13 protein-coding genes are annotated in these 18,344 nt (G+C 37.6%); 9 read left to right on the top strand and 4 right to left on the bottom strand.

Annotated elements, in window-relative coordinates; genetic code table 11:
• The first annotated feature begins 15 nt into the window (after nucleotides 1–15).
• Together NSQ77_RS11150 and NSQ77_RS11145 are read left to right on the top strand one after the other, a co-directional pair.
• Nucleotides 16–1,212 (top strand): aminotransferase class V-fold PLP-dependent enzyme, encoded by a 1,197-nt coding sequence (locus tag NSQ77_RS11150; RefSeq protein WP_339226047.1) that lies wholly within the window; start codon nucleotides 16–18, stop codon nucleotides 1,210–1,212.
• Between the two features lie 146 nt (nucleotides 1,213–1,358).
• Nucleotides 1,359–2,057 (top strand): amino acid racemase, encoded by a 699-nt coding sequence (locus NSQ77_RS11145; protein WP_339226046.1) that lies wholly within the window; start codon nucleotides 1,359–1,361, stop codon nucleotides 2,055–2,057.
• 289 nt (nucleotides 2,058–2,346) lie between these two features.
• Here NSQ77_RS11145 and NSQ77_RS11140 read toward each other — a convergent pair whose 3' ends face one another.
• Entirely contained in the window at nucleotides 2,347–2,778 is a 432-nt protein-coding gene (locus NSQ77_RS11140) for a LysM peptidoglycan-binding domain-containing protein (RefSeq protein WP_339226045.1), read from the bottom strand.
• A gap of 355 nt (nucleotides 2,779–3,133) precedes the next feature.
• A complete protein-coding gene (gene mqo / locus NSQ77_RS11135; RefSeq protein ID WP_339226044.1) occupies nucleotides 3,134–4,642 on the bottom strand; it encodes a malate dehydrogenase (quinone) in 1,509 nt (502 codons plus the stop codon).
• 465 nt (nucleotides 4,643–5,107) lie between these two features.
• Here mqo and NSQ77_RS11130 point away from each other — a divergent pair, with 465 nt between their 5' ends.
• The 4 genes from NSQ77_RS11130 to NSQ77_RS11115 are packed head-to-tail and all read left to right on the top strand — an operon-like array spanning nucleotide 5,108 to nucleotide 8,140.
• Entirely contained in the window at nucleotides 5,108–5,884 is a 777-nt protein-coding gene (locus tag NSQ77_RS11130) for an ABC transporter permease subunit (protein ID WP_339226043.1), read from the top strand.
• 30 nt (nucleotides 5,885–5,914) lie between these two features.
• Entirely contained in the window at nucleotides 5,915–6,610 is a 696-nt protein-coding gene (locus tag NSQ77_RS11125; protein ID WP_339226042.1) for an ATP-binding cassette domain-containing protein, read from the top strand.
• A 2-nt stretch (nucleotides 6,611–6,612) separates the two neighbouring features.
• Entirely contained in the window at nucleotides 6,613–7,608 is a 996-nt protein-coding gene (locus NSQ77_RS11120; RefSeq protein WP_339226041.1) for an aliphatic sulfonate ABC transporter substrate-binding protein, read from the top strand.
• Nucleotides 7,609–7,624: 16 nt separating this feature from the next.
• Nucleotides 7,625–8,140 (top strand): thioredoxin domain-containing protein, encoded by a 516-nt coding sequence (locus tag NSQ77_RS11115; RefSeq protein WP_339226040.1) that lies wholly within the window; start codon nucleotides 7,625–7,627, stop codon nucleotides 8,138–8,140.
• Nucleotides 8,141–8,278: 138 nt separating this feature from the next.
• Here NSQ77_RS11115 and NSQ77_RS11110 read toward each other — a convergent pair whose 3' ends face one another.
• Complete coding sequence (locus NSQ77_RS11110) at nucleotides 8,279–10,402, bottom strand: glycoside hydrolase family 3 N-terminal domain-containing protein (protein ID WP_339226039.1); 2,124 nt, start codon at nucleotides 10,400–10,402, stop codon at nucleotides 8,279–8,281.
• An 87-nt stretch (nucleotides 10,403–10,489) separates the two neighbouring features.
• Complete coding sequence (locus NSQ77_RS11105; protein ID WP_339226037.1) at nucleotides 10,490–12,052, bottom strand: glucose PTS transporter subunit IIA; 1,563 nt, start codon at nucleotides 12,050–12,052, stop codon at nucleotides 10,490–10,492.
• Nucleotides 12,053–12,303: 251 nt separating this feature from the next.
• Here NSQ77_RS11105 and NSQ77_RS11100 point away from each other — a divergent pair, with 251 nt between their 5' ends.
• The 3 genes from NSQ77_RS11100 (at nucleotide 12,304) to NSQ77_RS11090 (ending at nucleotide 18,342) form a co-directional block, all read left to right on the top strand.
• Nucleotides 12,304–13,497, top strand: a complete 1,194-nt coding sequence (locus tag NSQ77_RS11100) for an AraC family transcriptional regulator (RefSeq protein WP_339226036.1) — start codon at nucleotides 12,304–12,306, stop codon at nucleotides 13,495–13,497.
• Nucleotides 13,498–13,776: 279 nt separating this feature from the next.
• A complete protein-coding gene (locus NSQ77_RS11095; RefSeq protein ID WP_339226035.1) occupies nucleotides 13,777–17,049 on the top strand; it encodes an AAA family ATPase in 3,273 nt (1,090 codons plus the stop codon).
• Nucleotides 17,050–17,052: 3 nt separating this feature from the next.
• A complete protein-coding gene (locus NSQ77_RS11090) occupies nucleotides 17,053–18,342 on the top strand; it encodes a hypothetical protein (RefSeq protein ID WP_339226033.1) in 1,290 nt (429 codons plus the stop codon).
• The last annotated feature ends 2 nt before the right edge of the window (nucleotides 18,343–18,344 follow it).

The following is an 18,344-nucleotide window of genomic DNA, read 5'->3' as shown; positions in this document are numbered from 1 at the left end:
AAGGAGTTTTTATTTATGACGAACACAGTTAAAACTACTAAAGAACAAGGACAGCATGCTAAATTCCAATCTATTCGCGATGATTTCCCAGTAACCAAGGATACATTATATTTCAATGCTGCCAACCGAAATCCGATTGCCACTAGTGTTAAGGACAAAATAATAGATCTTGTTGAGAATGCAAACTTAACCGGTGGAGATAAAGATTCATGGTATGAAGAAGTAGAAGAGGTTAGAGGGAAAATAGGGAAGCTCATTGGAGCTAAAAGTCAAGAAGTTGCTTTTACCAAAAATACTTCAGAAGGTTTAAACATTGCGGCTAATGCCATTCCCTGGGAGCCCGGAGATAATGTCCTTATTGCGGAAGCAGAACATCCAAATAATGCCTCTGCTTGGCTAGGGCAACGTTCCAAAGGGTTAGAAGTGAAACTAGTTCCTTACAATCAAGGTAAGTGGCTTAATGCAGACTCATTTCGGCCATATATAGATGAAAGAACCCGAGTGATTTCTCTTTCTCATATTACGTTTCATCCAGGCCAGCGGCATGATATTCAAGACATTTCGAAACTTTGTAAGGAAAATAATATCTATCTTGTTCTCGATGCCATGCAGTCTGTTGGGGTCATTGATTTTGATGTTAAATCTTTGGGCGTATCTATGTTATCGGCTGGTTGTCACAAGGGACTAATGGCTTTACCAGGACATGGTTTCTTCTATTGTGACGAGGCTTTGATTCCTAACCTGAAGCAAGCATATACTTCCACTGCTGGAATGGCTAACCCCCCAGCTGATTTAGTGCTTGGACTTAATCCTATTGAACTAAAGAATGATTCAGGCCGTTTTGAGTTAGGAAACTATAATTATTCTGGGATACGGGCACTCAATCATTCATTAAATATCATTAACTCAATAGGAGTTGAACATATCGAAGAACACGTTTTATCACTAGGTGACTATTTACTAGAAAGGTTGCGCCCTCTCGGGATTCAACTGATTGGTCCAGAAAATACAAGGGAGCGACGATCCCATATTAATGTATTAAACCTTCCTTCATCGGAATGGTTTGATTACTTGACAGAGAACAACATTGTTGTCACCGATGCTAGAGCTAACATCAGAGTATCCTTTGCATTGTATAATGCTAAAGAGGAAATTGATACATTGGTTGAAGTTATTAAAAAAGGATTGGATAAAGGCCTAAAAATAGGTTAATAGTCGATCTACCATGCCTAAATGATGCTGCTAAAGGCCAAACAGTAGTCACTGTTTGGTCTGTTCAACTTCTCTGTGTCCTACATTTTCCACTCCAGGAAAAGATAAATGTGTAAATATATAAAACTATAATTGAGGTGGATAGTTTGAAAAAGGTTGGAATCATTGGTGGTACAGGTCCCGAATCGACAGTAGATTACTATCAATCAATAGTTACTAAATACCAAGAAAAGATAGGCACTAAAGAAGACCTGCCAGAACTTTTTATTAATTGTATTAATATGTATAAAATGTTTGATCTCCTTATGAATAATCAAACACAAAAGCTAATTCAATACTTAACTGACGCTGTTAAAAAGTTAGAACGTATCGGGTCCGACTTTGTAGTGTTTTCAGGAAATACTCCACATATTGTTTTTAAAGAAGTTCAACAACAAGTCCAAGTGCCCTTGATAAGCATCATAGAGGAGACATGTTTGAAGGCACAAGAGTTCGATATAAAGAGAGTCGGTCTTTTAGGTACTATATTTACAATGGAAAATGACTTTTTCAAAAATCCTTTTATTTCTGTTAAAAAGGAGATATTTGTACCTAATCAATCTGAACAAGAATACATTCATAGAAAAATCGTTGAAGAATTACAAAATGGCATTGTGAATACGGAAACTAAAAATCAATTTTTAAATATCATCAATGAAATGGTAAGAAGAGAGGATATACAAGGTATCATATTGGGTTGTACAGAACTTCCACTTTTAATTAAAAACAAGGATTTAAATATCTTTTCCTTAAATACAACAGACATTCATGTCAATAAGATTGTTAACTGCATTTTTGGCGATTAGGAACACAGGGATAGGTTTGAACTGCACCCCCAATTGTTAGACAAAATTATCAATTGGATGTGCAGTTTATTCATGATAAAATATGATTAAGATTTGAAGTTTATAGTTGGCAAAAGAAGGGAAAAGATTTCCAACATTGAAATATGTAAGTTCTAATTTCGATCTTATTCCAAGATCTTTGATTGTTAACTTACCATTTTTCTGATATGGGCATTTCAAGGAAATGCTTTTCACTTCATATTCTTTATTTACTCAGAAAATAAAACACTATTTACTCTCAACAATGACCCTAATATTGCACTTGTAAATCTTTAACGCCAAACTCTAATGCTTCATCTAAATCTTCCATATATACATCCAATCGACCTTCTGTAACTGCACTTCCTCTATCTTCACAAGTAAATGTTTTATCGAAATAAGGAATATACAATTTTGTCCCGAATGCTAATGATTCCGGACAGGCTACTGTTTGCCCTTCCTGTACCTCCGTACCTGATGCTGTAACACCATATGCTGGATCCCCAGGTTCTTTTCCAGTAGATTCATAGCCTGCAGTATAAGCAGTTACTGTAAATGTTTCTCCCTCTGCATCTGGTATGGTAATGGTCTGACCGGCATAAATAATATCTGGGTCTGCAAGGAACTCGTTAAATTCAAGCAATGAATCTACACTTACATTATGATTCATTGAAATTTCAGATAAAATATCTCCTGATTGCACCGTATACTGGCTGCTTGCATGTACTTCGCTTGTAAATAAAATTAAACCTAAAGTTACTAGTGTGATTAGTGTTAAGTATTTGATAGTAATGACCTCCTATGTGTATTTAATATAGAATACGCATAGCAAGGTATTTCTTCAGTAGGCTTTAATAGAATTGAAATATATATGTAAAGATAGAAGCTTTAAATACAATTGTTCCGGTAAAAATGACATTTGATAGATACATAGTTGAAATATAAATAAGTAATAATTTAAATGACCCCAAAAATTCAACCTCATTTTTGGGGTCTTCGTCATTAATTTCTATCGATAAATCAAAGGTTTCTAAGTTCCGTAATGAAAGATTACATCCTTAGGCATGAGCCAAAACAGATTTTATTTCGCTTAATCCAAGTGTTTCCTGGATGGTTGCTTCAATTTCTCTGTAAAGTGCTGGATTTTCAGAAAGCGCTATTCCATAAGATGGAACCATTTCTTTAATTTTCGGCTCCCATTCTTTCATTTGTTCAGGGAAGCACCTTTCCATTACGTTGAGCATCACATGAACGGCTGTCGAAGCCCCTGGAGATGCACCTAGAAGCGCTGCTACAGACCCATCTGCTCCACACACCACTTCTGTACCAAACTTAAGTGTTCCTTTACCGCCATCTTCTGTATCTTCAATTACTTGCACACGCTGACCTGCTATGACAATATCCCAATCTTTGCTTTGTGCATTTGGAATAAACTCCCGCAACTCTTCCATCCGCTTCTCATTAGACAAAACAACTTGCTGCATGAGGTATTTTGTTAACGGTAATTCTTTAACACCTGCTGACAACAATGTTAAGAGATTATCAGATTTCACCGAAGTTATCAGATCAAGCAATGAACCAGTTTTTAAAAACTTTGGTGTAAAGCCTGCAAAAGGTCCAAACAGCAATGATTTTTTTCCTTCGATAAAACGTGTATCCAGATGTGGAACAGACATCGGTGGAGCACCTACTTTAGCTTTTCCGTAAACTTTAGCATGATGCTGTTCAATCACTTCCGGATTATTACATACCATAAATAGTCCGCTTACAGGGAAGCCGCCAATGTGCTTTGATTCTGGAATACCTGTTTTTTGCAATAAAGGCAGACTTCCTCCTCCACCACCAATAAAGACAAACTTCGCGGTATGGTATTCGATTTTTCCATTCTCCTGATCATAGACTTTTACTTCCCATAATCCCTCATTATTACGTTTAATATCTTTTACATTGTGCTGATAGTTCACATCAACATTTACGCTCTCTAAGTGTTCAAACAAGACGCGTGTTAAAGCACCGAAGTTCACATCTGTCCCAGAATCAATCTTGGTTGCAGCGATTGGTTCATCTGATGTACGGCCATTCATGATAAGTGGCATCCATTCTTTTAACTGCTCCACATCATCGGAAAATTCCATCCCCTGGAATAATGGATTAGCTGACAGCATGTTAAAGCGTTTTTTCAGGAAATCCACATTGCTTTCCCCTTGCACTAAACTCATATGTGGCAGCGCTTTAATAAAGTCTTCTGGGTTACCGATTAGCTTGGAATCAACCAAGTATGACCAGAACTGTCTGGAAAGCTGAAACTGTTCATTAATTTTTATAGCTTTACTAATATCTAACGATCCGTCTGGTTTTTCAACAGTATAGTTAAGTTCGCATAGCGCAGAATGTCCTGTCCCCGCATTATTCCACTCATTTGAGCTTTCCTCTCCAGCCTTTGAAAGCTTCTCAAAAACTCTGATTTCCCATTCGGGCGTTACTTCTTTCAATAGTGATCCTAATGTAGCACTCATTATTCCGGCGCCAATTAAGATAACGTCTGTTTGTGTATAGTTGTTACTCATGTTATCCTTCCTATCCCCTGAATTTTTAGAAAACTTGGCATTCTTTAAAGAGATTCTTAGAAGGCGAACTTCGCTTTCTTAGAAACCCTTATACTTTGGAGTGCAAGCCTCCTGAGCGATTGCCATAGTTGCACTTATGCAAATAAGAAGGTTTTATACTTTCTTATTTGCCAAAACAAAATAATGAAATCAAACTAAAAAACTTCTCCTTATCCATAATTATAAATCTTTTGTAAAAATTTTTAAATGTCTTTGGAGTAAAAGCTACTTTATTGTGCTGTAAGCTAATTAAATATGTATAGAAAAGCATTTTCTAATCAGTAAAAAAGTAATAATATCTCTTTTTTAAAAAGTTCTTAAGGGAAATATTCTGAAATAACAGTAATATAATCTTTACAAAACAGGTAGGAATTATTATAATTTAAACAAAATGTAAATTTAGAGTTTTTTGAAGTGGGTGAGAAATTGAAAAGGACTACAGGCTGGTATAACAATCAGCTCTTCCCGTGGGTGCTGCCGATCGTTTTTATTGTGCTTTGGCAAGTCCTCGGTCAATACCAAATTATTACTTCCACACTGCTGCCTACTCCGCTGGAAGTGGTACAAGCAGCAATTCGATTATTTAACACGGGGGAATTGCAGGAACACGTTTTTATTAGTACACAACGCGCTCTAATCGGTTTTTTCATCGGAGGAATAATTGGCTTTGTTCTCGGACTTTTTAACGGTACTATTTTATTTTCCGAAAAACTGACCGATACGACCATTCAAATGGTTCGTACAATTCCCCATTTGGCGTTAATTCCTCTCGTCATTTTATGGTTCGGAATTGGCGAAAGCGCAAAAGTATTTTTAGTTGCAGTAGGAGTAATGTTTCCAATTTACATAAATACATTTAATGGTATTAAAAATGTTGATCGCAGGTTAATTGAGATGGGTTCTGTTTATGGGTTATCAAAATGGAATTTATTTACGAACATTATCCTTCCGGGCTCCTTACCTTCGATTTTAGTCGGTATTCGCTATGCGCTTGGAGTTATGTGGATGTCATTAATTGTTGCAGAAACAATTGGCGCAGATTCAGGGATCGGCTTTATGGCAACGAGTGCCCGTGAATTTATGCAAATGGATATTGTAGTTCTAACGATTGTGCTTTACGCCATCTTAGGTAAGTTATCGGATGTTATTGCCAAGTTGTTTGAACAACGATTATTAAAATGGAACGCTGCCTTCAACAAATAGTAGCAATTGGAATCAGATTGAGGTGATGTGATGTTTAATATTGAACTGAAAGATGTAAGTAAAAGCTATGGCGATAATGAAGTATTGCATGGCATCGACTTATCGATTGAACAAGGAAGTTTTACCGCTATTGTTGGGCGCAGTGGCTGTGGAAAAAGTACACTCTTACGCATTATCGCCAAATTAGAAGAGGTCACAAAAGGGACATTATTGTTTACAAGCGGGGAAAACAAGAAGCCGAAAATTCGTATTATGTTTCAAGATGATCGCCTCCTTCCGTGGAAAAATAATTTAAATAATATTGCTCTTGGATCGGTTAATCAAACGGCAGCAAAAGAATCACTTGAAAAAGTAGGACTGATTGATAAGCAAAGTGATTGGCCTGATCAATTATCAGGCGGACAAAAACAACGTATTGCTCTTGCTCGTGCATTAGCAAGCAATCCTGATATTTTATTATTTGACGAACCGCTCGGTGCACTTGATGCACTGACGCGTATGGAAATGCAGAAATTAATAGAAGGACTATGGGAGCAGCAGCAATTCACTTCCCTTCTTGTTACCCACGACGTAACAGAAGCAGTACATCTAGCCGATCGTGTCATCGTCATTGACAAAGGGGTTATCCAATTAGATCAAGAAATTGATTTACCAAGACCTCGCGAACGCAATGAAAAATTTACCTGCTATGAGAAAAAAATACTCAATCAAATTTTAGGGGGATAAGCATGAAAAAGACAATATTACTTTTAGTAATAGCGCTATTTGTATTAGCTGCCTGCAGCAGTGGTGGTGATTCAAACGCAGACGCAACAAATAGCGGTAATAGTGAAAATGAAGTCATTACGATTGGCTATCAAAAGGGTAATACCATCAATATTTTAAAGGAGCATGGTAATTTAGATGAAGCATTAAATGAAGCTGGCTATACGATTGAATGGAAGGTATTTACTACTGGAACCGTATTGTTAGAGGCACTAAACACGAATAATATTGATTTTGGCCATGCATCAGATGGTAACGCAGTATTCATGCAATCTGGCGGTCACCAGTTAAACTACCTCGCTTCTGAAGCACCCTATCCGGAGGGTGTGGCATTGGTTACCAAAGCAGACTCAGATATTGAAACCGTAGAGGATTTTAAAGGAAAAAAAATTGGGGTAACGAGAGGTGGTAACCAACACTATTTATTATTAGTAGCATTAGAAGAAGCGGGTATTTCCTTAGATGAAGTAGATATTAAGTTTTATAAGGATGCTGCAGAAGGTTTAGCAGCGTTTACGAAAGACGAGTTTGATGTCTACGGCACATGGGATCCATACTTGGCAATCGTAGAGAACACAGTTGAAACACGTACAATTCTGAATGGTACAGGTTTAACTGAAAACCGTACATTCTATTTTGGAACTGAAGAATTTTTATCCAACAAACCAGAAGTTGTAAAAATAATCTTGGAAGAGTTGCAAAATGCTGATCAATGGGCCAATGAAAATAAAACAGAAGTTGCCGAAATCTTAGCCACTGAATTAGGTCTGGACACTGCTCCACTTCAACAAGCAAATGATCGTCGTACATTCGGCGTCGAAAAGATCGATGAAGAAATTATTACTAGTCAGCAGCAATTAGCAGATACATTCTTTGCAGCAGAACTGCTTGAATCTGAAATCAGTATTGAAGAAGCCGTTAACATTGATGAAGCGCTTATTCCAAGTAACTTAAAATAATATTGGGGGAATCCACATGACAAAGTTCGTTGAAAACGCATTTCTAAGCTATGGTAATCTAGAAGCACCTGTAAAAGTTGAAGTATTTTTAAACCTGGCATGCCCTTACTGTGCAACATTTTTCGAAGCAGCAGATCAAAGTTTAGCACCTTATATTGAAAATGGCCAAGTGCAATATGTCATTAAACATTATGACAAGCCACGGGAAATGCTGTTATATGGTACGTTAGTAAATCTATTTTTTGACTATAATGATCCACAACGTATTTATGAGATAATGAAGGAACTATTCGAGAACCAAAGCCAATGGAGTGAGTCTGACAGCGACTCCATTAAAAAAATGTTAACGGAACAGTACGGATTAAAAGAAGAGCCTAATACGATTGACTTAAGCTTAAAGATCACAGCGGAAGCAATTAAACGTCAAGTGAAAATGGTACCGACTGTTTTCATTAACGACAAGGAATTTCAATATCCTGTTGAAATAGATGCTCAGCAATTAAAGGATGAAGTTGAAAAAGCATTAGCTTAAGATAGTTAATATTTAAATTTAAAAGCAGCAAAAAAGAGTAATCGTCTCAGGTAAGTGATGACGATTACTCTTGCTGTATTTAATGGAAACATTATCTTCAGGTAGAGGACTGATACCAGTTAAATCCCCTCATTCACCTCATCCATTATACTGTAAACCATGTCCTAGCCTATAAACATTTTCGTCGCTGTCTTTATACGCATAGCTGATTCCCTCTGGCATATATTTATCTTTGTCATAGCCAGGAACGTCATTCCTTGATGCACAATTACCTTCTTCATCGACGGCAATCACTTCTTCACTTGCTGGTAATGTCAACGGTAAGACACCTGTTGGCTGTTCGTTTCCAGCCATAATTTCAAGCTGTGCTTTGAAGAATGTATCGTACCCGGCAACCAGGGCATCTGCCAATGGTTCTACATTTCCAAGAATCCATGGCAAGATCACATTTACACTGATAATGACTTTTCCGCCGCGGCTGCGGATGTTCTCTGCCACTTTATTTAAATGCTCGATTTCGCTTAAAGTAGTTTCTTCATATGGAGCACCGTCCAACGCTTTTAAGGATTTATTTTCACATAAACCGAGTTCCAGCAATCCTGGTGTTGCATTAAAATAAGTGCCCGATTTCGGCTGCAGGAACAAGATTGCGATATCCGCTTCTTCATACGCATCGGTTAACTCAAATTGACCTAATTCCTTCGCATCCGCCAATGCCTGCTCCGTATACGTCGCTGCATGTTCTGTGTCCTTATGATAAGCTTTCATATACACTTTTTTACCTTCCAGTTTGTCCGCAGTTAATGGCAACGTTTCTTTTGAATTTTTCAAAACGGTAACTGATTTTTTATGTGCTTCATAGGCTGCATCCCAATGTGCCGGAGTATTGACTACTTCATCCGCATTTTCTGGTGAATTGTACGTACGGTCATCAAACAGACCTAACGCAAACATTTCGGTAAACAGTCTTTCATTTGCTTCATTGATCCGCTTTTCACTGATCCAGCCTTGATCTACTGCTTTTTTCAGGTTTTCAATATCATTTGTATCTGCAATGATATCTGTTCCTGCATTCACAGCTTTCGCAAAACGCTCGGCAATACTTAGACTTTCAACGCCCCAGCTCATATTGTTAACGATACCGCTGTCACTGTTAATATAGCCTTTGAAGCCAAGCTTTTTGCGAAGCATATATTCAATGAAATATTGATTAAATGCAAACCCAACCTCTTCGAAAGGAATATCTTCGCCTTCAAATTCCTGAACCACACTCTTCTTGATGCTTGGGATCGAGTAATAAGGCATGATGGAAGACGTTCCATGTTCGACAGCTGCTCGAAACGGTGGCAGATGATATTTTTCTAAACTTCCTGGAGTAGGATAAAGATTCCATTTTCCTTCTTTATAATGCGGGTCAAAGCCATTTTCCCTTGGTCCTCCACCAGGGAAATGCTTTGTTGTCATCGCTATGCTGTTTTTACCTAACGTTTTCCCTTGAAATGCTTCAATAATCCGGCCAATTGCGTCTGCAATAAATTCTGGATCCTCACCGAATGTACCATACGTTCGCTGCCATCTCGGATCTGTGACAACATCCGCCATATACATATACCCTTTTCTTAAACCGGTTGCATTCCATTCCGTTTGGGCAATTTTGGAAAATTCACTGATGATCGAGGCATCCCCGCCCTTTTTAATATCGCCCATCGCTGCTGCTGCAAGTCCCAATGTGCCTGGCCATGTGGAAAAGATACCAATTGCATCATTCATGCCAAAGATAGATTCCCCATTTTCATTTCTTGAATTGGAAGCAACGATGACTGGAATACCTAATCGTGTTCCCTCTGCTACTTCATTCATTGTATTAATCCATTCCGCTGTTTCTCCCGGACTGAAATTATCGCGTAAAATGAAATGGCGTAAATGTCTATTCTCTATTGTATGGGTCGTTCCATATACTTTGCTGGTAGCAAAGATACTTTCTCCCTTTTCCACAATCGCTTCATCTAACACACCGTTATGGCTTGTTTTACTCTTATCCTCTTGATAAAGACCCATCCTGCGCGTGTTAATCAGCATCATCCCAATTTTTTCATCGATATTCATTAAGGAAACTAGATTTCTTGCCCGTTCTTCCGGACTTAATCGCCAATCCTCGTAAGGGTCAAGATTTCCATTGTTATTTAAATCCTTGAATGTGAAACCATCTTCTTCAATAAGCTGTTTGTTTCTTACTTCCAGTTCTAGTTGTTTGTGTGCCATGTGGGTTCTTCCTCTCTCTATTTATATTCTGATTCGAATACCTACTGTCATGTTCCAGCTGTTCCTAGAAGCCCCATCAAAAACATGTTAAAGTTCCAGCTTCATGAGACTGTTTTCTGATGATACGGAAGCTTCTGTTGTAACATCGATATTGGTATATTCCTCTGTATTTGTAATGACGACAGGTGTCGTGATATCATATCCAGCTTTTTCAATGTTTTTTATATCAAATTCTAACAATAGATTACCTTTTTTCACCTGATCCCCTTGGTTCACATGAACGTTGAAATATTGCCCATTCAGCTTCACGGTATCAATACCGACGTAAATTAAAATTTCTGCACCATTGTTCGAAGTGATGCCAATCGCATGCTGTGTAGGGAATAAGGTTGTTACTTCACCATCCACAGGAGCGTAAACTTTCCCTTCTATAGGCTTGATGGCAGCTCCTTTCCCGACAGTATTCGTAGCGAAAAGCGGCTCATTTACTTCTGCTAAAGGAATGACATTCCCTGTTAATGGACTGGAAATTGTTTCTGGTTTGATCACCTTCAGATGAGATGTATCATCATTTTTCCCTTGATAGCCCAGTGCAAATGTAAAGATCAATCCTAACACAAAGGCTGCTCCAGTTCCGACTAAATGCTGACTGATGGGTGAGAAGGCAGGCATGGACAGTACACTTGGAAGAACAAAATCATTCATCACGACACCAAATGCTCCATTAATCGCTCCTCCAACTGCGCCGGCAATAACCACATAAATGATTGTTTTCCTGTAGCGCAGAAGAATTCCGTAGTAAATCGCTTCTGTCGTACCTGCAAGTGAACCTGGCAGAATCCCGCTTGCGGCAAGGGTCTTCAGTTCATTGTCTTTCGTTTTAATAAAGATGGCTATGGCGACCGCAATTTGAGCAAATACAGCCGGTGCTGCCATACCGATGATTGGATCAGGACCATTCGCCAGGTTGGCAATCGCTAGTGGAATGATTGTCCAGTGCAATCCTGCAATGGTAAGGAATGTCCACGCACCGCCGAGAAGCGCTCCTGCCAGCAATCCACTTCTATCACTTAGAAAAGATATTATGCTGCCCAGGCCTTCTCCAACTAAATTACCAAAAGGGCCAAACAGAAGCATTGTTAATGGCACTAGGATAACCAAGGATATAAGCGGGTTGATAAACATTTGGATATCTTTATAAATAATTTTTTTCAAAAACTTCTCTAATCCTGCATAAACAAACATTGCAATAAAAATCGGAAATACGGTTGAAGAATAGTCTGCCAAGTTTACGGGTAGACCTAAAAAGCTGATTGATTCAACGCTACCGTCGACAAGGTTAATTATTTCGGGAGTTAAAAGAGCCGCACCAATGGCTCCGCCGACATAGCCATTCCCGCCAAGCTTAAGTGCAATTGTAATACCAAGAAAGACAGGCAGGAAATAAAATATAGAATTCCCGGCTGCAGATAAAACGATATAGGTACCGCTTTCATTTGAAAGCCAGCCAAGCTGACTAAAGACGGATAAGGCTGCTTTTAACAGACCTGCACCTGCAAGTACACCAATAATTGGCGCAAAGCTTCCAGAGATCACGTCAAGAACTTTAGATAACTTCGATTCTTTTTTTTCGATATCATTCTGACTCATTGTAATGCCCCCTTCTTGCTTACTTGAATGGAAATGCAAGAATTTCTTCTATGCTAATTCGCAACTCAAGTAATGCGCTTACAAATTAAAAAGAATAATATTTTCTATTAAATACAATTATCATGAATTAAATTTGTATTTTGAATGTAACTCTATTTTAAATTGTTTTTTTGTTTCCCAATAGGATAAAATTAACGTTAACCGGATAAAAATCACACATTTGAAACATTTTTCATGAGAGAGGAAAAATAATGGTGTACTCAAAAATCGTTTCTACCGCAATAAAAATTTCACATCTTACGCAATTAAATACATATGTAGTAGATAACAATGGAGATTTCGTCTATCACAACGAAAAGGTCTCCATACCTGACTACATGCCGGGTGCTAAGCAAATGGATGTCCTGGAGTTTTGCCGTAAAATGAAAAAGGCAATTCAAGTCTATACCTATATTAATCCTTGGGGATTATCCTATTTAGGTTATTCCTTTTTGGAAGAGAAAAAACCCTATGCTATCATTATTGGCCCCTATTTAGAAGAAATTCCGAATATATACAGTTTAGTACTGCAATACAATCTCACCATGCAGCAAAGCTCTGAATTACGAAGTGTTCTCGAAAAGGTAAACGTTGTCACTGCTGAACAAATAAGCAGCTATGAAGCTGTTCTCCAGCAGTTTGATGCTATGAGGGAAGCAGAAACAAGCCCCTTGGTGATTTACTCCAGTGAAAATAAAGGAAATATAGACAGGAATACAGACGTGGATGACGAGGCACATCTAGTGAAATGGAGGTACAGGATTGAAAAGGATTTTATGCATGCAGTTGAAAATGGGGATAAAGAAGAAGCTTTGAAACTGATCAGTTCGGATAATACACTATTCTATTTTTCCAAGCGATTTCCCAATCAGCCCCTCCGCCGACAAAAAAATTTAACAATCGTTTTAAATACATTATTGCGCACAGCCGCCAGAAACAGTAATGTTCCGGCGATATTAATCCACCGCATCTCTGAAAGGTTTTCATTTGAAATTGAAAATGGCAATAATATCGCAGTATTACGCCGGATTCAGGATGATATGATCCGAGAATACTGTGACTTAGTGAAGTCAAACTCACTAAAAAATTATTCCCTGATGATACAACAGGTTATCGAGCATTTGATGAGCTATTATGATCAGCAAATTGATAAAACAGAATTAGCTGCATATTTTCACACACACCCAGGAAATTTATCAAGGAGATTTAAAAAAGAAACCGGGATGACGATTACGGAATATCAACAAGACCTTCGAATTAATCAAGCGAAGCATTTATTGAAAACAGAAAGCCTGCCTGTTGATGAAATTGCTTGGATTGTTGGATATAAAGATCCTTCTTATTTTGGGAGGGTGTTTAAGAATATTACGGGGGATTCTCCTTCTGGGTATAGGGAGGTTTTTTGATCATGTGCACATTTTACGGGCTGGCCCCGTATCCTGGGAAGTTTAAAAGAGGAGCATTCCACATTTGGGATGCTCCTTTACTATAGGGCCTTTCGCTGATCGAATCCGGGATTATTTGTCATTCTAGTTATTCTAGAAAAAACAACCTTTTATAAAGTGATAAATGGGGTAATAGAAGTAATAGAAGTGATAGTTGATACTGAAACAGGTGTTATAACTATTTTTTTACGCTATTACTAAAGTTACCCAAATTTAATTATCTTTAAGAGGTGATAAAAATTGGAACATGCCTATATAAAAAGACAGTTAACCAAAGATGGTTACATTGATTTCGCATTTCGGCGTTATCAGAAATTCAAGCAAAAACCTGCATATGATGAAGCATATAAAAAGGAAATACTGTCTCAATTAAATTCTTATTTTCAAAACGCAGAGATAACAAATGATAATATTGTAGACCTTATAAAAAAAATTAAAGACAGTAACCCCAGTTCGGGAAGCTTTGTACATTGGAGTAATACAAGTGACTTGTACCATTTCACAAGTGAACAACCGAGTGAAGTGGCTACATCATTAAGTGATTTCTATAGAAATCATGAAGTTCCTTTACAGGTAAGGATTGAAACCTTTCTAAGTAGGGCAAAAACGATTAAGCCTGATATCCGTTTAGGTGCTCCATTGTTTGGTTATTTACTTGCTGCCTATGATTATCAGAACTTTCCTCTCTATAAAGAATCTATTTTTAATAATGTTAAAAAGCTTTTTGGAATAAAAACAAAGCTTCGCTCCATAAGTGAAAACTATCAAGATTTCTATGATATCTGCTTAACGGTTAAAGATTATTTATTAGACAGAGGTTATACTATCAACATGCTGGATGTGCAAGATTTCTTCTACTGCCTCAGTCAAAGGGACGAAGTTAAAACAGAAAGTGCTGTTGATTTTATCTATGATATGTCGAATGAACTAGCGAGGTTTGAAGAAGACAGCCAGCTATTTATCAATAAAATTAGTCTGCTAGACAGAAAAGACCTAGAGAAAAAACGAAAGTCTTACGAGAATTCAGAGAAAGTGAGGGAAATCCGCTATAGAATTTTAGATCAACTACTGAAACACGGTTCTATGACAGTTCAGGAAATGGAAAGGATAAAAGAGGAGATCAGCCAACAATATGAAAGGAAGATATTACATTCCTGGAACAATTTCTCGATCCTTTTCCCACTTTATTATGATTCGTTTGAAGAGAAAGTAAATATATGTTTACGCGATATACACCAGTCGATTCAACAATTAGATGCATTAAAAGGAATTAAATTGAAAGAAGATCAGGTGATTAAAGATTTTAATTGGAATAACAATTTTGGAACGACCGAAAGTTGGTTAGCGGTTTACCCGGTAGAACATGAAACACATCGAACAGCTGCTCAACTCTTCTTGGGAGTCAAGGAGAAGCATATTGACTATGGAATCGTATATGGAACTGAGAACCCCAATCGTGGAGAAGAGTATTTAACGAATTTAAGGCATGCTGAGGAGTTTAGCTATGAACAGATGGAAAAAAAATTTGATGAGCTTGTACCAAAGTTTCTCGAGGAGAATCAGCTGCAAGATGAAGAAGGAGTATCTCCCTCATCATCCGAGCGTGTTATAGAAGTTTTTTCTTCATTAGAAGAAGCCGACTGGGCGTTTAATTTCATCAAGCAAACATTAAATAAGCTAGGGATCACAGCTCCAAACGACTTGCGTATGGCTGCGACTTATCCTGGAGGCCGGAAATTCCATATCGATTATGGGAATTGGTTAATTGTTGGTTTTCGACAAGGCGCAAATGGCCAAACAGAAATCAGGCTTGCGATGATAAATGCTGAGATTGATGATCTCCCACTCAACAAAGAAATGTTTACAACTAAAGAAAGTGAACCTTCGATTGCACTTATCACACTTCTTGTGGAAGAATTTAAAGCAAGCGAGAAATTACAACATGTGTACGCTGACACGATTGATTTTATTAAAGAAAAGTTTAAAAACCATCAACGCACGCAGTATAGAGTGCACAATAATGAACAATTAGAAGCAGCTATCTTTAATGAAGAGAAAAGGACAAAACTATTTTCAGAAGGGCTTAAGAAGGAGCAAATTGATATTCTAAAAGAAACGGAAGAAGTTATGAAATATTTCTGGCTAACTTGCAAACCGGCAATCTGGACTGTAGAAAACATAAAAGATGGCGGGTCTATTAATTTTACAGCTTACAATGAAAAGGGAAATAAACGGAGAATTTTTTCGGCTTTTGAAAGCGCGAATCCAGGAGATAAAGTATTATTTTATGAATCAACACCAAGGAAGGAAATCATTGCACAAGGGGAAGTAACCGAGGGGTTGCACTTAGTTGATAAAGAAGGTTATCCAGAATTAGTTGAAGCTGTTACATTTCGCTATAAGGAAGAAGTTGAGCCTATTAGTTGGGAAGTCATTTCAGAAGTGGAAGAATTGCAGAATAGCGCACCAATTAGGAACGGCGCTCAAGGCAGCTTGTTTGAACTAACAGAAGAGGAATTCAAGACCATTCTTTCTTTAGAACCAACAGAAATCCAAGTAACTAAAAACAAAATCCCCACAATTGATTTTGATCAAGAAGTGGATGTGGCTACACTCTATTTTGAAGAAAAGGACCAACTAATCCGTCAAGTGGAAACAGCACTCAAAAACGGCAAGCATATTATTTTGACAGGACCTCCTGGAACTGGGAAATCGAAGCTGGCTAAAGAGATATGTCTTTCTTACCAACCTTACTATAAAATGGCGACAGCTACTTCCGATTGGTCGACATATGAAACGATTGGCGGCTATAAGCCAAACAGTGATGGTACTTTATCGTTCCAGCCAGGGATTTTCCTCGATTGCTTCAAGAATCCGAATTCCAATCAGGCAATAAATAAATGGTTGGTCATCGACGAAATCAACAGGGCTGATATTGATAAGGCATTCGGTTCACTATTTTCTGCTTTGACTGGAGATAAGGTAACGCTTAATTTCAAGTCTGAAAGCAAAAGAACAATTGAGTTAAAGCCTCAACATGATGAAAATATTAAGGCGAACGACTATGAATATATCATCCCTCGTGACTGGAGGATGATTGGCACGATGAACACATTGGATAAGGCCTCTCTTTACGAAATGAGCTACGCTTTTATGCGAAGGTTTGCCTTTATACCTGTGGGTGTTCCGAGACAAATTGACGAATCATTGATTGATTTTTATCTCGATATATGGAACATTGCAGACTATCCACATACAGGAGATCTAGCATTTATTTGGGAAAACATTAATTATTACCGTCCAATTGGACCTGCAATTGTGGAAGATATAGCAAATCACACGATAAGTAACGGAGATTTTACATCAGCTATGATATTATATGTCCTTCCACAATTTGAAGGTATATTAGATAAAGATATTATTGAATTTGTCGATCGCATTAGTCAATCACCCTTTGTTGAAAAGAAACGTCTCTTGCAATTTTGCCAGGACTTTTTCCATGTGAAGGTGTAACAGATGAAAAGAAATCCAGAAGAATTACTTGAGGAGATTAGTGATTTTTTAGTTGTCTATTTGAAGTCAGGACAAATTCAGCTGAATTCTTTCATCAATAAAACGGATTTACCTGTCTCGCGGATGGAACAGTTATTGAAGATACATTTCTTATTGCAGAAAGAAGTAAAATCCTTTGTGAAAGACCTGCCAAAACTGATTCGGAGGTTTAAGACATCAACGACAGTAAACCAAGACAGCTACCGTGGGCAAATTAGAGGACAAATTCATTGGGAGAAAACAATCACTGAGCGTCTAAAAATAAATTATCAGGATAAAACAATGTTCTCTGTAAATGAACGGGGTAGAGAATATGGGATTAAGGAAAATCTCGTATTACTGGAAACCATTCAAACATTATATTTCATTCTCTTCTTGGAAATCAATAGTGATTACTTCGAAAAATATGCCTGGTTTAAAGAATGGACCGAACTGAAAAAAACGATTAGTAAGATGCTTCATAAAAATATTTATCTTTCCCGTGTAAAGAAACATTCGACACATGTAACGGAAAGAATGATACTTGATACAATAAAACATCGCAATCCATTGTATCGGGAAGCTGCAACTATTTTACAGCAATATCGGAAAATTATGGCTGGAGAGATGGTTGAAGAAGAAATCCGGACACTTTTAAAAGAAACCTTTGTCCGACCACAGGAAGAGGATGTCTTGTTTGAACTTTACTGGGTAGTAAAATTGCTGGAACAAAATACTAATAATGCGAAGCTCGAATTAATGGATGGCAGGAATAATCAAGTAGCAGAATGGCATGATGAAAGGTTTTATTATAAACTTTATCATGATTCAGGTGGATCGGATGAAGTCCAGTTCTCTATAAAAACGGATGAAGTAAGCGGCCTTGAGCATCCATTTATTTCTCGGCGACTGCGTTCTATGGAAGAAGCATATGTATATGCCCACATGTTCTTCCAAAAGTCTTTTGATATGAGCACTTATTGGAGAGGAAGACCCGATATCCTTGTAGAAGTATATGACGTCCAGACAAATAAGTTAGTAAAAGTAATAATTGGTGAGGTAAAATACACGAGTCGCGTGGATTATGCAATAACCGGTTTGCGTGAGTTAACTGATTATACAAAGCTTCTTCAGGATAAACGAGGTAGCTATTTGGCAGATGAGATAGAAGTTAATGGTATGTTATTCACCAGCAGAATTGCTGGGATGGAGCCTCTGGATAATAATTTAAGTATATATGATGGTCAAGAAGAGATTAAATGGTGTGCTTATTAAGT

The sequence above is a fragment of the Oceanobacillus sp. FSL K6-2867 genome, assembly GCF_037963145.1.
Lineage (GTDB): Bacteria > Bacillota > Bacilli > Bacillales > Amphibacillaceae > Oceanobacillus.
Note: the sequence above shows the minus strand (reverse complement) of the source record. Positions and strands in the feature narration are given on the sequence as shown.

What these genes read in the sequence shown, in the direction of transcription:
- NSQ77_RS11150 (WP_339226047.1), top strand. Translation starts at nt 16, where the DNA reads ATGACGAACACAGTTAAAACTACTAAAGAACAAGGACAGCATGCTAAA.
- mqo (WP_339226044.1), bottom strand. Translation starts at nt 4,642, where the DNA reads ATGAGTAACAACTATACACAAACAGACGTTATCTTAATTGGCGCCGGA.
- NSQ77_RS11125 (WP_339226042.1), top strand. Translation starts at nt 5,915, where the DNA reads ATGTTTAATATTGAACTGAAAGATGTAAGTAAAAGCTATGGCGATAAT.
- NSQ77_RS11120 (WP_339226041.1), top strand. Translation starts at nt 6,613, where the DNA reads ATGAAAAAGACAATATTACTTTTAGTAATAGCGCTATTTGTATTAGCT.
- NSQ77_RS11115 (WP_339226040.1), top strand. Translation starts at nt 7,625, where the DNA reads ATGACAAAGTTCGTTGAAAACGCATTTCTAAGCTATGGTAATCTAGAA.
- NSQ77_RS11110 (WP_339226039.1), bottom strand. Translation starts at nt 10,402, where the DNA reads ATGGCACACAAACAACTAGAACTGGAAGTAAGAAACAAACAGCTTATT.
- NSQ77_RS11105 (WP_339226037.1), bottom strand. Translation starts at nt 12,052, where the DNA reads ATGAGTCAGAATGATATCGAAAAAAAAGAATCGAAGTTATCTAAAGTT.
- NSQ77_RS11100 (WP_339226036.1), top strand. Translation starts at nt 12,304, where the DNA reads ATGGTGTACTCAAAAATCGTTTCTACCGCAATAAAAATTTCACATCTT.
- NSQ77_RS11090 (WP_339226033.1), top strand. Translation starts at nt 17,053, where the DNA reads ATGAAAAGAAATCCAGAAGAATTACTTGAGGAGATTAGTGATTTTTTA.